This window comes from Aquibacillus saliphilus, assembly GCF_020404745.1.
Lineage (GTDB): Bacteria > Bacillota > Bacilli > Bacillales > Amphibacillaceae > Aquibacillus > Aquibacillus saliphilus.
The window spans coordinates 1-14,505 of record NZ_JAIZAP010000031.1 but is presented as its reverse complement, the minus strand read 5'-3'; the positions used below and the strand labels follow the sequence as shown (position 1 = coordinate 14,505).

The following is a 14,505-nucleotide window of genomic DNA, read 5'->3' as shown; positions in this document are numbered from 1 at the left end:
CTTCCCATCATTTTAAATGAGTAAGATCCCTCAGAGACGATGAGGTTGATAGGTTCGAGGTGGAAGCGTGGTGACACGTGTAGCTGACGAATACTAATAGATCGAGGACTTAACTAAAAATTATAAAAATTGATGTCTTGTTCTTCTTATCTAGTTTTGAAGGTACATAGCCTTTAAATATACCTGTTGGTCTAGTGGCAATAGCGGAGAGGTCACACCTGTTCCCATGCCGAACACAGTAGTTAAGCTCTCCAGCGCCCATGGTAGTTGGGGCTTTGCCCCTGCGAGAGTAGGACGCCGCTAGGCAAATGAAAGCCACCGAAAAAGATTTAATAATCTTTTTCAGTGGCTTTTTGTTTTTTCTTTTAAATTAGGCATATACGGAGCTATATTAAATGTGGTGGTGTCTCAGTCCTATCAAGGGGCAAAAGAAAAGCTTTATTAACCTAAATTTGTTCAGACAAAAGGAAAAGGAGAGGGAAAGAGTGCAATCATAGAAATGTTGGGAATGAAAGACAAGCATGTAGATGTATAGGATACGAGGAGTGATTATAACGTTTATGTGGAATATTCGGGCGTCTTAAGACCCTAAAGCGAATTTTATAAGGAACCATAGCCGATTTTTCTAAAAGTGAATATAGTTCATTCAGTGGCCTATGTGAAATTGCTAATTCTTACTAAAAAATATCTTAAAGAAATGGTGGAGTGAGAATCACACCACCACATTTAATAGAAAAATTCTATTATATACTGTTTTCGTGCGTTAACTTGAAAATGATGGATAAATCTTATTTACATTATTGGGAGAACACTAATTATCCTCTTTAAAGTATGTTGCAATTGCATTTTTTAGATGCCCATCTTCTTTCTCTAAATATTGCATAGCTTGATTAGTTTTTGTTTTGGTAAGACTAATAAAAATAGCGACCTTCAGATCACCGTTGCTCTTGGTCATTAAGTCTGTGGCTTCTTCTTGCGATACATTTACTAAATCCATTAATGTTTGTTCGGCACGCTTTACTAACTTTCTATTAATCAGTTGCATATCAACCATTTGATTTTGATAGACTTTTCCTAACCGTATCATCGAGGCTGTTGAAATCATATTTAAAGTGATTTTTTGTGCCGTCCCCGCTTTTAATCTGGTGGAACCTCTAATTACTTCAGGACCCGCAATAATTTCGATTCCACAATCACTTAATTTTGAAGAAATCGTATCATGGTTACAACTTATCGAAATTGTTGTGGCACCTAGTTGTTTGGCGTATTTAATTGCTGAAACTGAATAAGGAGTTGAACCACTCGCACTTACACCGATAACGACATCTTTTTCGTTGAAAGAATAGCTTTTCAATTCATTTATTATGATTGATTCGTCATCCTCATGTTGCTCAAGAGGACTCCACATCGCATCTTTACCACCAGCAACTAGGGCAATCCATCGATTATCCTCAATAGAAAAGGTTGGACCTAATTCGACTGCATCAAGTACACCTAGTCTTCCACTTGTACCAGCACCAACAACAAAAACTCGCCCCTTTTTTTTCCATTGTTCAACAACTAAATCAACGGCTTTAGCAATATTCGGTAATGCTTGCTTCACTCCATGTTGGATTGCCTTATCTTCTTCTAACATGAGGGTAACGATATCAATTGGTTTCATTTCGTCAATGGTTAAACTATTTAAATTAATTGTTTCTGTTACATTGTTCTTAGACATAGTTTCACGCTCCAATATCGGATTAAAGCCTCTTCAAATCAATCATGAACTTATATCGGTCAGCCCGATAGGTAGATTTTACTATTTCAAAGACTCTATTATCCTCTAATTTAGATGTACGTTGCATAATCATTACTGGGGATAGTTCGGGAATTTCGAGCAGGTTAACTTCTTCTTTGTTAGCTACTGAAGCTTCAATTAATTGTGTTCCACTGTCAATTTTCATATTGAGAGTTTCCTCGATATATTTATATAATGAATTCTCAACGATTTTTTCTGTTAATCCCTGGAGTAAATTCGCAGAGATGTATGTTCGTTCTAATGCCATCGGAATATCTTCGGCTAAACGAATTCGTTTAATTTCATAGACCGGTCCATGCTCTGGAATGTTTAATAGACTAGCTAGTTTCCTATGGGCAGGGATAATTTCAAAGTTCACTAACGTACTACCAGCTTTCATTCCTCTTGCTTTCATATCTTCAGTAAAACTAGTTAATCCTTGAAGCTTCTGTTCGAGTTTTTGCTCCATCACGAAGGTTCCGCTACCTTTAACACGATAAAGGTAGCGGTCATTTACAAGGTTTAGAATTGCTTGTCTAACTGTCATCCTGCTAATTCCATATTTATCTGAATATTCCCGTTCAGAAGGAAGCGCATCTCCCGGCTTTAATTGACCACTTTCAATTAATTTTTTAATATATTCTTCCAGTTGATAATATATAGGTATAGGGGAGCTTTTATCAATCAATTTTACTTTCTCCTTCCACAATCACAGAAACGAATTGTTTACCTATCGTGTCATTGTTGATGTTATATCAGTATAAATTAGTGCTTCTCTATCTGCAAAAATGGTAACTTTTTCATGGTTGTTCAAAATGGATGCAGGGAAGGAAGAATCTATTTCACCATCAATTAATTTCTTCAAGGCTTTACTCTTTTCTTCCCCTGATACCAACAGCACAATTTCTTTACTCTTCATGATACTTGAAATTCCCATAGTAATTGCTTGAGTTGGTACTTCATCTATACTGTTAAAGTACCTTGCATTCGCTTGACGGGTTGCTTCTGTTAGATTAACAACATGTGTGCTTGTGTCGAATGGTGTGCCTGGTTCATTAAAGCCGATATGTCCATTACTTCCTAGACCAAGTAATTGGATGTCAACACCGCCATGTTCTTGGATTTTTTTCTCAAACGCTTCACATTCTTGCTGCAAATTTTGGGCATCACCATTTGGAATGTTTGTGTTTTGTTTCGGTATATCGATATGACTAAAAAGATAGTCATTCATATAATAATGATAGCTGTTCGGATCTGTTGATTTTAATCCAATGTATTCATCAAGATTAAAGGTTGAAACATGTTGATAAGAAGTCTTGTTTTTCTTATAATCCTCAATTAAATAATTGTATGTCTGAATTGGCGTACCACCAGTGGCTAACCCAAGGGTAAGTTTTGAAGCTTGTTTAATTCGTTCTAGCAAGATAGACGCAACAGCCTTACTCATAGTTGTATAATTTTCTACAGGTACTATTCTCATTTTTAATTATCTCCCTTCTTATATGCCAGTTTACCTCGACAAAACGTCATATAAACTTCATCATTTTCATCTAAAATAACAATATCAGCATCTTTACCTATTGAAATACTTCCTTTTCGGTCAAACAGTCCTAATTCTTTTGCCGCGTTTGTTGATGACATTGCGATTGAATCATAAATAGAACAATTAGTGTATTGCCTAATAGTATTAAACGCTTTGCTCATTCTTAACACGCTACCAGCTAATGTGCCATCATCTAATACTGCCTTGTCACCTGTAACCGTTACTTGTTGTCCACCTAAATCATACGTCCCATTTTTAAGACATTTTGCCCGCATGGCATCGGTAATTAGAATAAGTCTATCAGCAGTTTTTTGACGGTAAGCTAGTTCGACAGCCTCAGGTTTCGCATGGATACCATCAGATATAATTTCGACCATCAATTCATCTTTTAGTAGTGCTGCACCTACTACACCAGGTTCGCGATGATGAAACTCTCTCATTTGGTTATATAAATGAGTTACGTGAGACAAGCCATGTTTGATTGCAGAGTCAACTTGTTCAGTAGTTGCATTGGAATGTCCAATTGAAGCGATTATTTTCTTTTCTTTTAAATAGTCAATCAATTCTTCGCCTCCAGGTTGTTCTGGAGCCAAGGTAACAAGTTTAATTTGATTTTTACTAAGCTCTAACCATTTCTTAAACAAAGATAAATCAGGGTCGATAATATGATTCAGCGGTTGAGCTCCCGCTTTATCTTTACTAATAAAAGGTCCTTCTAGATGGAGACCCACTATTTCTGAAAGACCTGGTTTTTGATGGTTATGAATGTAGTCACCAGCATTTTTTATGGCGTCTTCAATAACGTCCTTTTCTTGGGTCATGGTTGTTGCTAAAAAACTTGTCGTCCCCTCTTGAGGTAATGAACGGGCCATTGTTTCTAGTGACTCGGTAGTGGCATCCATTGTATCCGCACCATTAACTCCATGAATATGGACGTCAATCATCCCGGGAATTATTTTATACTGCTCAGGAAGATCGATAATTTCATATCCGTTACTAGTATTCAGTTGATCTAATGTACCTACATCTGAAATGAAATTGCCTGCAATTTTAAGATATCCATTTTTTATCTTTCTATTTTCTGTATAAACATTTGCGTTTTGTATTAGAATATTGTTATTTTCCACCTTATTCACCACACTTTATAGAATATTTTTATCGTATCATCAAAATGTATAGTTGTCTATACATTTAGTGAATTTTGGCTTGTTCTACAAAATACTTTTAATAATATAATGGAAGCACTTCCTTTTTTAAATAATATATGGATTATTGGTATAGACAACTATATTTAGGCTGTGTTAAGATACAGTTGTACTATTGAAACTTTACTTTGGATAAAGGGGGTTCACTTCTAAGTCATTCAATGACTTTGTTAGCCGAAGCGATTATTGTACTTATATTGTTTTTTGCTTATGTTAGTTTTTTATACTAACAAATTTTAGTGTTATGGATTGCTGTGTTAATGTAAGAAAGGCTTATGATTTTTAAGTCTAGTAAGTAAACACATATTGATCGGAGGGCATTTAAAATGATGAATTATGTTCAAAAACTGGGCCGCTCTTTAATGCTGCCGGTAGCTGTATTACCAGCTGCTGCCATTTTAATGGGTATTGGTTATTGGATTGATCCTTCAGGTTGGGGATCTGGTAACGCAGCAGCAGCTTTTCTAATTAAAGCAGGTTCCTCAATTATTGATAACATTCCAATACTTTTCGCCGTTGGTGTAGCTCTTGGAATGTCAAAAGACAGAGATGGTTCAGCAGCGTTAAGTGGTTTAGTTGCTTTTCTAGTAACGACGACTTTGCTATCAACGGATACAGTTGCATTGTTACAAGGTATTGATCCAGAGGCGGTAGACCCTGCGTTTGGAAAAATTGGAAACGCTTTTGTTGGTATCATATCAGGTATTGTTGCTTCGATAATGTACAACCGCTTTAGTCATGTGAAACTGCCAGACGCACTCGCATTCTTTAGTGGTAAGCGACTTGTACCTATTATGACTGCAGCATCGATGATTATAGTTTCAGCTTTATTATTCTTTGTATGGCCAGTCGTGTTTTCAGGATTAGTCTCATTTGGTACATCAATTAGTAATTTAGGAGCAGCAGGTGCTGGTTTATATGGCTTCTTCAATAGACTTCTTATCCCGACAGGTTTACACCATGCGTTAAACTCAGTATTCTGGTTTGATGTTGCTGGTATAAATGATATTGGTAACTTCTGGGCAGGTACTGGTGAAAAAGGTGTTACTGGAATGTACCAAGCTGGTTTTTTCCCTGTAATGATGTTTGGTCTTCCAGCAGCAGGTTTAGCGATGTATCACACAGCTAAAACGAAAAGAAAGAAACAAGCAGCATCATTATTGTTAGCTGCAGGTTTTGCTTCATTCTTTACAGGTGTTACTGAGCCAATGGAATTCTCTTTCATGTTCCTAGCTCCAGCACTTTATGTAGTTCACGCTGCATTAACAGGATTGTCACTATTTATTGCTTCCTTATTTAATTGGACAGCAGGTTTTGGGTTTAGTGCAGGTTTTGTTGACTTTGTTTTAAGCTCAAGACTTCCACTTGCTAACATGCCGTATATGTTGATTCTACAAGGATTGGTATTTGCTGTTATTTACTACTTCTTATTCCGTTTCTTGATCACTAAGTTCCAACTTAAGACTCCAGGTCGAGAAGATGAAGATCTAGAAGAAGCAGAAGACACTAATCAAAACACGAAAGATGGTTCAGATAAATCAGCTGTTATGGCTGCAGAAATTTATGAAGGTCTAGGTGGAGATGAAAACGTGGTTTCTGTTGATAATTGTGTTACACGTTTACGCCTAGAAGTAAAAGATATGGACGCAGTTGATCAAAAGAAAATAAAAGCTACAGGCGTACCAGGTATTAATGTTGTTGGCGCTAAAAATATTCAAGTCATTGTTGGAACACAAGTTCAATTTGTTGCCGATGAAATTCATAAAATCCGCAAAAAATAATAGATAACAAATTGATAAGCAACAATTATATGTAGTCTGAAGAGGTTCTCCAATTACAATTAGTAATTGGAGAACCTTTTGTATAAAATGATAATGTATAAGTTTTTTTCTTAAACTATTAAAGGAGTGATTTAAAATTGAAACGAATACTAAATTGTTTTGCTTCTGATTTCAAGCAAGTAAAAGGCAGAGACTTACTTGATTCAATCCGAGCAAGTGAGGGTAGAACCGTTGTGTCTGAAATTATTTGTTCTGTACAACCTCTCTATTCAGAAATCTCTAATCCCGAAATCGTAGCAGCATTTGGATCAGATTTTCTGCTTCTTAACTTGTTTGACGTTAACAATCCGTCGATTGAAGGTATAGATTCAGAAGGAAGTGAAGTGATTAAACGATTAAAAGAACTAACTGGTAGACCAGTTGGAGTTAACTTGGAACCTGTTGATCTTGATGTAGAAGCAGCCGAGCAGCTGCTTGAATTACCCTTAGGCCGTACTGCTACCACTGATTCTTTAGTGAAAGTAAAGGAATTAGGACTAGATTTTATATGCTTAACCGGCAATCCAAAGACAGGTGTATCGAACAAAGAAATTTTAACCGCGATATCAAGAGCAAAAAATATTCTTGGTGAGGATGCCTTTATCATTGCTGGCAAAATGCATGGTGCAGGGGTTAAGGGTGAAGCTGGTAGCGATATTATTGATGATGAAACAATCAAAGCTTTTATAGATGCGGGTGCAGATGTTATCTTAATTCCATCTCCAGGTACGGTCCCAGGAATTACGGTAGAACGTGCTAATAAGTGGGTATCAGCAGTACATAAACAAAACGCATTAGCGATGCTGACAATTGGTACTAGTCAAGAAGGGGCGGATTCAGATACAATTCGCCGGCTGGCTTTACAAAATAAAATGGTTGGTGCAGATATTCACCACATTGGTGATGGTGGATATACCGGTGTTGCAATCCCTGAGAATATTATGGACTATTCAATAGCAATTAGAGGTAAGAGACATACGTATATTCGGATGGCGGCTTCTATTAATCGATAAAAAGAAATAAAACAAATACAAAAATAAACAACTCTCGAGGCCACAGGTATTACTGATGTGGTCTGTTTGTTATCGGAATTTTTATATGTTAAAAGTTGTAAAAAAGAGTAATTAACTACTTCCTAACTAACAGATGGTAATAAATTGTATCTATGAATTATTCGACAACCTATTTAAATATGTAGTAGAATGGATGAATGCTTATATTCGGGATATGATTTCTAAATCAAAATGCCATAAATTAGAGGGGCGAAAGAATGAAATTAACAACAAAAATTATTTTAGGGTTGATATTAGGTGGTACGATTGGCCTGATTTTAAATCTTACATCTCAGAGTTTATTTAATCTTTTTAATACGTGGATATTTGTTCCTCTAGGTAGTATATTTTTAAATTTCATCAAAATGTTAGTAGTACCTATTGTGTTTTTCTCACTTACTCTTGGAACTGCTGGTTTAGGTGATCCTAAAAAATTAGGAAGAATCGGAGGAAAAACGATATCTTTTTTCTTAGTAACAACTACATTTGCACTACTAATCGGATTGTCTCTTGCTTATATCATTCAACCAGGACAAGGCAGTGCATTAGGTACTTCAGATGCAGTATTTGAAGCAACAGAGGCTCCACCGGTTGCGGAAACACTTTTAAACATTATTCCGTCTAATCCTATCCAGGCAATGGCTGAAGGGAATATGCTTCAGATTATTTTATTTTCTATTTTTATCGGGTTAGCACTGGCAGTTTTAGGGGATAAAACAAAAGGTATTTTGAACTTAGTCGAGCAAGGAAACGAAATTATGATGTATCTTGTTGGACTTATCATGAAATTTGCCCCTTATGGAACATTTGGGCTGATAGCTACTGCAGTTGGTTCCCAGGGAATAGATGCAATTCGTGCAATGTGGATGTACATGATTGTAGTGGTGTTAGCCTTGTTTATTCACGCTATTGTTACTTATGGTACGGCGATTAAGGTACTAGGGAAAATGAATCCTATTAGCTTTTTCAAGGGCTTTATGCCAGCCATGGTTGTTGCATTTAGTACATCAAGTAGTAGTGCAACATTACCTGTTTCAATGAAAACTGCACAAAACAATTTAAAGGTTCCTGAGAAAATTAGTAGTTTTGTTCAACCGCTTGGAGCTACAATAAATATGGATGGTACTGGAATTATGCAGGGGGTAGCTACCGTATTTATCGCACAGGTCTATGGGCTTGATTTGTCCTTCGCGGATCTAATAACGGTTGTTTTAACTGCTGTTTTAGCAAGTATTGGAACAGCAGGTGTTCCAGGTGTAGGCCTAATTATGTTAGCAATGGTTTTGAGTGCTGTTGGTTTACCTCCTGAAGGTATAGGTCTTATCATTGGTATTGATCGCTTATTAGATATGACTAGGACTGCGCTTAACATAACGGGAGATGCTGCCTGTGCAGTTGTTGTGTCGGAATCTGAGAAAAAGCATGATAAGGTGTTAGGATAACTGTTTTTCCTTAATTATTACTTTTATTTAGCTTAGCTATTTAAATAGACTCTACCAGATCACTATCAAATTCTCTTACTAAATAAACTACTATTCTTAACAATATCAGGAACTTTGGTGTAGTATAGAAGTAATTAATTAGTGACTACATCTCTATTATTTTTGAGAAAGTTTTAGAAACAAAGGAGAGAGAAAAATGGGACAAAACTTTGATACTAAGTCTGTACACCTTGCATTAAAAGATACAAATAATGTAGATAGTAAAGTAACACCTATTTATCAAACGTCTGCATTTAAATTTACTGACCTTGAAGATTTAGAGAATTTTTATAAAGGAAAAAAGGATTATTTATACTCTAGAGTGGGAAATCCAAACACAGATGAGCTTGGAAGTGCTGTCGCTCAGTTAGAAGAAGCGCCAAAAGGAGTGGCAACTTCATCCGGCTTGTCCGCAATTTTGGTCGGCGTCTTGGCTGTTGCAAAAGCTGGAGATCATGTGATTGCAAGTACGGATATTTATGGAGGAACTTATCAATTATTAGCTAATGAGCTTGTTGATTTTGGTATAGAGGTTTCATTTGTTAACTTTGAAAAGCCATCTGAAGTAGAGAATAATATAAAAGAAAACACGAAATTAATCTATTCTGAATCAATAACGAATCCTCTATTACGTATAGAAGATTTAAAGGAAATAGTAAAAATTGCGAAGAGAAATAATCTTTATACTATGATTGATAATACATTTGCAACACCCTATCTCTGTCAGCCTTATTTGGATGGGATAGATTTGGTGGTACATAGTGCTACCAAGTATTTAGGCGGGCATAGTGATGTAACTGCTGGTGTTTTAGTTGGAAGAGAAGAATTAATAGATAAGGCCAAATCAAAAGTGGTTAATATTGGTACCAACTTAAGCCCATTTGATGCTTGGCTTGCTTGTCGGGGAATTAAGACGTTGAGCGTTAGAATGGAAAGACAGTCGAAAAATGCACAGGATTTAGCTGACTCTCTTAGAAAGAACGAAGGAGTAGCCAAGGTGTACTATCCAGCTGATGTTTCAACAAAAGGAAATGGAGCAATTGTTTCTATTGATATAACTGGTTTTTGTGATATTGAAAAATTCTTCCAATCTCTTTCTTGGGTGAAAATTGTCCCAACATTAGCTGGTGTAGAAACTTCTGTGTCCTATCCGTTATCTACTTCACACCGTGCTCTCCCGAAGGAATCGCAAATTGAATTAGGTATTACAGAAGGGTTAGTTAGAATCTCAGTTGGAATTGAAGATGCTAAGGATATTATCCAAGTATTTGAACAAGCGATAGCGGAGTCTCGTAAATAATAAAAAAGCTTATCCCCATAATTATATGGAGATAAGCTTTTTTATTATCTTTTTGTCCTGTTAGATTCTCTCTAATTGTTTTCTTTCTATTTTATTACATGAAAAGTAAAAACATAGCCACATTAAATAGGAATAAACAATATGAGGAGGTCTGTCGTGAAAGCTGTAACATACCAGGGCAAGTATTCAGTGGCAGTGACTAATAAAGAATACCCCAAAATAGAAGGTAACGAGGATGTGATTGTAAAAATAACGTCGACAGCGATATGTGGTTCTGATTTGCATCTTTATCAAGGGAACCTCCCTTTACCAATCGGGTATAGCATTGGTCATGAACCGATGGGGATTGTAGAAGAAGTTGGTCCAAGTGTCTCGAAGGTTAAGAAGGGAGACAGGGTGGTTATCCCGTTTACTGTGGCGTGTGGACAATGTCGATACTGTAATGAGCACCATGAAAGCCAATGCGATAATGCAAATCCACACTATGATTCTGGTGGCTATTTTGGATACTCTGAGAAATTCGGTAATCATCCAGGTGGACAAGCTGAGTACTTAAAAGTACCGTTCGGTAATTATACGCCATTTAAAATTCCTGAAGACTGTGAACTTGAGGATAATTCACTATTATTTCTATCTGATGTTCTTCCAACTGCTTATTGGAGTGTTAAGAATGCTGGTGTTAAGCAAGGTGATACAGTCATTGTACTCGGATGTGGACCAATCGGATTATTAGCTCAGGAGTTTGCTTTTAAAGAAGGTGCTAAACGAGTAATTGCTGTTGATTATATCGAGAACCGGTTAGCACATGCAAAGAGAACAAATAATACAGAAATCTATGATTTTACAAAACATGAAGATATGGGAGAAGTACTTAAAGAGACTACTAAAGGTGGTGCTGATGTAGTTATCGATTGCGTAGGAATGGACGGTAAAAAATCACCGTTAGAGTTTGTTGGACAAAAGTTGAAGCTACAAGGAGGAACTTTGGGGCCAATACAAATAGCTACCAAAGCTATTCGTAAGTGTGGTACTTATCAAATAACAGGTGTTTACGGAGGACTATACAATATGTTTCCGTTAGGTCCGTTTTTTACAAGAAATATAAATATAAAAATGGGACAAGCACACGCAAGGTCATTTATGGAACCAATTTACAACCAGATAGTAAATGGGGAAATAGATCCCACAAAAATTATAACCCATGAAATGTCGTTAGATGACGCTGCTCACGGTTATGACATTTTTAATAAAAAAGAAGACAATTGTATTAAAGTGGTATTAAAACCATAGTAATTACGAATAAAAACTAAAGTGTAAGCAACTAAAAGGAGCTTGAATATTCAAGCTCCTTTAGGTATTTTGTTAATGATTATTTCGTTGGACTATCCATTTAATTATAAATCCTATTAGTAAACCTGGAATCAAAGAGAGAATCGGGAGGAAAACAGGTCCAATTAGTACCCCGAATAGTACAACTTTAGTTGAATACATCAATCCTATTGTTATAAAGAACGCTCCGAACACAAATGGAAGGTATGAATAGGGAGGCACTTTTTTTGCAGCATCCCGGTAGGCATCCCACATAGCAAACATATATAAACAAGGGTAAAACATTAACCATTGAAACCCTGTTACGTCAATAGCTTTTGTTATTTCACCAGTAAAAGAATGCATAATTGCTAAATTGAAGTTACTCTGGACATTGACAAGAACTTCTAAAAAAATAAAGATGATTCCTTTGAGTATTCTTCCGTTTAAAATTTGCCCAAATCCAGGAAGGGCAATACTCCATAATAATACTTCATGTTTTTTTGGTTTATCCCTATTCATAATAACATGACCATCCATTTCCCTTTCCTTTGCCTTTCCTTTGGCTATGGCGAACAGTACCGAAAGCTAATCTTTATCCCTGATAAAATAGTATAGATAAATACTTATTCAATAATTAGTAGTATGTCTTAATAATTATCTTCTGATACTCTAGATATTTAATTCTAAAAGCTTGAATTTTTTCTGTTTTTCATCTCAAAAATGAGATCAGATTTTTTTGTAATCCATCCTGAATAATGATTCATCTATTACAAAACATAAACAAAAGGAGGATTATTATGAATCAAAAGAATAAGAACGAATATAAAAAGAGCTATGAATCTGATGGAATCATGGGTAAGGATAAAAATGATATCAAGCATACAAAAAAAGAGATAAAAGAAGATGATAAAGCTCTATATTTTAACATTACTGAATCAAGTGAATAAGTTTAAATTTCAAACACCTTAATTTAAGGTGTTTTTTGTTGATAGGAAGGGTAAAGAAATAGAAAGAGCATTTTTCTCGTCTAATACATTAATCATTCGTTAGAATAAATAAAGAGTAGAAGAATAGTAGCGCTAGATAAAATAGGATGAGGTGACAAAATGCTCGATCCAATAGCAGATCACATAAAAAAATATCCATTAATTTTATTTGTAGGATTTAATCCAAGCGTTCGCTCATCAGAAACTGGACATCATTTTGCAAATCCTAACAATCGTTTTTGGAAGATTCTTTATCAATCCGGGCTAACCCCGAGAAAACTTTCACCTGAAGAAGACCACCAACTTCCAGGTTATGGATATGGTTTAACAAATATCGTTGCGAGGCCTACGAAAGAAGCTGCTGAAATAAGAAAGGATGAATATGAACAGGGAAGAAAAGAACTTCGTGATAAAGTTATGTTATATAAGCCTAAGATAATTTGTTTTGTTGGAAAAGGGGTCTATCAAGAGTTTAGTAAACAAAGAAAAGTCAACTGGGGACTTCAAGAAACTTCAGTAACAGATGCATTAGAATTCGTTGCTCCCTCCTCCAGTGGATTAGTGAGAATGAAAATTGATGAGATAGTTGCCATTTATAGTGAATTATATGATATTACCTTAAAATGAGGAGGAATAAAACATGAAATATGCAGTTGTAACCGGTGCGTCAAAAGGACTTGGAGAATCAACGGCCAAATTACTACTACAAGAAGGTTGTCATGTTATCGGAGTGTCTAGAAACATGAACCAAAACTTGGAGAAATTGGCTGAGCAAAATTCAGTAACCTACCAACACGAAAGTTGTGATTTGAGTAGTCCTGATGCAATTGAACATACATTCACATTAATTGCCGAAAGAATTTTTCTGAGTAATGTGGAAGTAGTGTACTTAGTTAATAATGCAGGACAGGTAGAGCCAATTGATAAAGCGGGTACCGCAGAAGTTGAAGAATTATCACAGCATGTAAACGTGAATTTGTTAGCGCCAATGGCAACCACTAACCTTTTTCTGAAAAGAGCGAAAGAAACCAATGTGCCAGTGGTAATTACAAATGTGACTTCTGGGGCAGCAGAACGTAGTGTTTATGGATGGAGTGCTTACTGTAGCACAAAAGCAGGTCTTAATCGATTTACTGAGACAGTTGCGTTAGAACAAGAAGAGTTGTCTTCTGGTAATAAAATAATAGTATTTAATCCTGGAATTATGGATACTGATATGCAAGGACAAATACGATCTGCCAATGAAGAATCTTTTAAGGATGTAGAAACGTTTAGAGATTATAAACAAGAAAATAAATTACGTGAAACAGATGTTGTTGCAGCTACGCTTGTGACTATACTATCAAGTGTGAACCAAATTGTGAGTGGGAAAAGATATAATGTAAACGATCTACTCCAATAGTCAAACACCCAATTATCATAAAAGCCCTTCCGCTATTTGATTAATGACATACTGTATTATTGAATCAAAAAAAGGAGGGATTTTTCAGATGAGTGGTGTAGCAGGAGCAGGATATGGATCAGGCTTTGCGTTAGTGGTTGTATTGTTTATCTTGTTAATTATCATTGGATCTTCTTGGGGTTATGGTGCTTACTAATAGCCTTTAAAACAAAAAAGTACTTCATGTAAGGTAGGGGACTATTTAAGTCCTCTGCCTTTAACTATCAGATGAATTTATGGGGTAGGTACCCATTTTTTTGAAAAGCCCTTCCAAAACTTTAATTATTACATATTCTATAATTGAAACAATAAAAGGAGGGATTAATAAATGGGTGCAGTAGCAGGAGCAGGATATGGATCAGGCTTTGCGTTAATTGTAGTTCTGTTTATCCTATTGATTATTATCGGTGCTTCATGGGGATACGGAGCATACTAATTAGCTAAGTTAGCCAAATCTATAACGGTTCTCTGTCAAATGTGGTGGTGTGATTTTCACTCCACCATCTCTTTTTCTTTTAAACTAAAGCTAAAGCCCTTCTAACTTCTTGTCGCCACAATATTTTCTTTTTCAATCGTTCGAAGTCTT

At 35.9% G+C, this 14,505-nt stretch carries 15 protein-coding genes and 2 rRNA genes; 12 read left to right on the top strand and 5 right to left on the bottom strand.

What is annotated here, in order from left to right; all coding sequences use genetic code 11:
• Together LD272_RS21140 and rrf are read left to right on the top strand one after the other, a co-directional pair.
• Positions 1-117: ribosomal RNA gene (locus LD272_RS21140) — 23S ribosomal RNA — on the top strand; the annotation flags it as partial.
• A 73-nt stretch (positions 118-190) separates the two neighbouring features.
• Positions 191-306, top strand: a 5S ribosomal RNA gene (gene rrf / locus LD272_RS21135).
• Between the two features lie 505 nt (positions 307-811).
• Here the strand turns inward: rrf and murQ are convergent.
• Genes murQ through nagA form a run of 4 tightly spaced genes read right to left on the bottom strand, consistent with a single transcriptional unit; the run spans position 812 to position 4,450 of the window.
• The gene (murQ, locus tag LD272_RS21130; protein ID WP_226038577.1) at positions 812-1,720 is read right to left on the bottom strand and encodes an N-acetylmuramic acid 6-phosphate etherase; all 909 of its coding nucleotides are present in this window, start codon (positions 1,718-1,720) and stop codon (positions 812-814) included.
• 22 nt (positions 1,721-1,742) lie between these two features.
• Positions 1,743-2,468 carry a GntR family transcriptional regulator gene (locus tag LD272_RS21125; RefSeq protein ID WP_226038576.1) on the bottom strand — a complete coding sequence of 242 codons (726 nt, stop codon included), beginning with the start codon at positions 2,466-2,468 and terminating at the stop codon, positions 1,743-1,745.
• Positions 2,469-2,510: 42 nt separating this feature from the next.
• A complete protein-coding gene (gene nagB / locus LD272_RS21120) occupies positions 2,511-3,260 on the bottom strand; it encodes a glucosamine-6-phosphate deaminase (protein ID WP_226038575.1) in 750 nt (249 codons plus the stop codon).
• A 2-nt stretch (positions 3,261-3,262) separates the two neighbouring features.
• A complete protein-coding gene (gene nagA / locus LD272_RS21115) occupies positions 3,263-4,450 on the bottom strand; it encodes an N-acetylglucosamine-6-phosphate deacetylase (RefSeq protein WP_226038574.1) in 1,188 nt (395 codons plus the stop codon).
• A 404-nt stretch (positions 4,451-4,854) separates the two neighbouring features.
• Here nagA and nagE point away from each other — a divergent pair, with 404 nt between their 5' ends.
• The 5 genes from nagE to LD272_RS21090 all read left to right on the top strand — a co-directional run bounded on the left by nagE (position 4,855) and on the right by LD272_RS21090 (position 11,471).
• Positions 4,855-6,309 (top strand): N-acetylglucosamine-specific PTS transporter subunit IIBC, encoded by a 1,455-nt coding sequence (gene nagE / locus LD272_RS21110; protein ID WP_226038573.1) that lies wholly within the window; start codon positions 4,855-4,857, stop codon positions 6,307-6,309.
• A 137-nt stretch (positions 6,310-6,446) separates the two neighbouring features.
• Positions 6,447-7,361 carry a DUF7916 family protein gene (locus tag LD272_RS21105; RefSeq protein ID WP_226038572.1) on the top strand — a complete coding sequence of 305 codons (915 nt, stop codon included), beginning with the start codon at positions 6,447-6,449 and terminating at the stop codon, positions 7,359-7,361.
• A gap of 257 nt (positions 7,362-7,618) precedes the next feature.
• Positions 7,619-8,842: a dicarboxylate/amino acid:cation symporter gene (locus LD272_RS21100; protein ID WP_226038571.1), complete on the top strand. Its 1,224-nt coding sequence runs from the start codon at positions 7,619-7,621 to the stop codon at positions 8,840-8,842.
• Between the two features lie 196 nt (positions 8,843-9,038).
• Positions 9,039-10,181, top strand: a complete 1,143-nt coding sequence (locus LD272_RS21095; RefSeq protein ID WP_226038570.1) for a trans-sulfuration enzyme family protein — start codon at positions 9,039-9,041, stop codon at positions 10,179-10,181.
• A 156-nt stretch (positions 10,182-10,337) separates the two neighbouring features.
• On the top strand, positions 10,338-11,471 hold the full coding sequence (locus LD272_RS21090) for a zinc-dependent alcohol dehydrogenase (protein WP_226038569.1): 1,134 nt from the start codon (positions 10,338-10,340) through the stop codon (positions 11,469-11,471).
• Between the two features lie 72 nt (positions 11,472-11,543).
• On the opposite strand, the gene LD272_RS21085 is transcribed toward LD272_RS21090, so the two are convergent.
• Entirely contained in the window at positions 11,544-12,029 is a 486-nt protein-coding gene (locus tag LD272_RS21085; protein ID WP_226038568.1) for a hypothetical protein, read from the bottom strand.
• A gap of 260 nt (positions 12,030-12,289) precedes the next feature.
• Here LD272_RS21085 and LD272_RS21080 point away from each other — a divergent pair, with 260 nt between their 5' ends.
• The 5 genes from LD272_RS21080 (at position 12,290) to LD272_RS21060 (ending at position 14,355) form a co-directional block, all read left to right on the top strand.
• Entirely contained in the window at positions 12,290-12,439 is a 150-nt protein-coding gene (locus LD272_RS21080) for a hypothetical protein (protein WP_226038567.1), read from the top strand.
• 159 nt (positions 12,440-12,598) lie between these two features.
• Positions 12,599-13,105 carry a G/U mismatch-specific DNA glycosylase gene (mug, locus tag LD272_RS21075; RefSeq protein ID WP_226038566.1) on the top strand — a complete coding sequence of 169 codons (507 nt, stop codon included), beginning with the start codon at positions 12,599-12,601 and terminating at the stop codon, positions 13,103-13,105.
• A gap of 13 nt (positions 13,106-13,118) precedes the next feature.
• Entirely contained in the window at positions 13,119-13,880 is a 762-nt protein-coding gene (locus LD272_RS21070; protein ID WP_226038565.1) for a (S)-benzoin forming benzil reductase, read from the top strand.
• An 88-nt stretch (positions 13,881-13,968) separates the two neighbouring features.
• Positions 13,969-14,076 (top strand): YjcZ family sporulation protein, encoded by a 108-nt coding sequence (locus LD272_RS21065; protein WP_226038564.1) that lies wholly within the window; start codon positions 13,969-13,971, stop codon positions 14,074-14,076.
• A 171-nt stretch (positions 14,077-14,247) separates the two neighbouring features.
• Complete coding sequence (locus LD272_RS21060; RefSeq protein ID WP_153737713.1) at positions 14,248-14,355, top strand: YjcZ family sporulation protein; 108 nt, start codon at positions 14,248-14,250, stop codon at positions 14,353-14,355.
• Positions 14,356-14,505 lie beyond the last annotated feature (150 nt).

Bases quoted from the DNA above. Each gene is read 5' to 3' on its own strand.
- LD272_RS21080 (WP_226038567.1), top strand. From the start codon at position 12,290: ATGAATCAAAAGAATAAGAACGAATATAAAAAGAGCTATGAATCTGAT.
- LD272_RS21065 (WP_226038564.1), top strand. From the start codon at position 13,969: ATGAGTGGTGTAGCAGGAGCAGGATATGGATCAGGCTTTGCGTTAGTG.
- LD272_RS21095 (WP_226038570.1), top strand. From the start codon at position 9,039: ATGGGACAAAACTTTGATACTAAGTCTGTACACCTTGCATTAAAAGAT.
- nagE (WP_226038573.1), top strand. From the start codon at position 4,855: ATGATGAATTATGTTCAAAAACTGGGCCGCTCTTTAATGCTGCCGGTA.
- murQ (WP_226038577.1), bottom strand. From the start codon at position 1,720: ATGTCTAAGAACAATGTAACAGAAACAATTAATTTAAATAGTTTAACC.
- LD272_RS21085 (WP_226038568.1), bottom strand. From the start codon at position 12,029: ATGGATGGTCATGTTATTATGAATAGGGATAAACCAAAAAAACATGAA.
- nagB (WP_226038575.1), bottom strand. From the start codon at position 3,260: ATGAGAATAGTACCTGTAGAAAATTATACAACTATGAGTAAGGCTGTT.
- LD272_RS21060 (WP_153737713.1), top strand. From the start codon at position 14,248: ATGGGTGCAGTAGCAGGAGCAGGATATGGATCAGGCTTTGCGTTAATT.
- mug (WP_226038566.1), top strand. From the start codon at position 12,599: ATGCTCGATCCAATAGCAGATCACATAAAAAAATATCCATTAATTTTA.
- LD272_RS21070 (WP_226038565.1), top strand. From the start codon at position 13,119: ATGAAATATGCAGTTGTAACCGGTGCGTCAAAAGGACTTGGAGAATCA.
- LD272_RS21100 (WP_226038571.1), top strand. From the start codon at position 7,619: ATGAAATTAACAACAAAAATTATTTTAGGGTTGATATTAGGTGGTACG.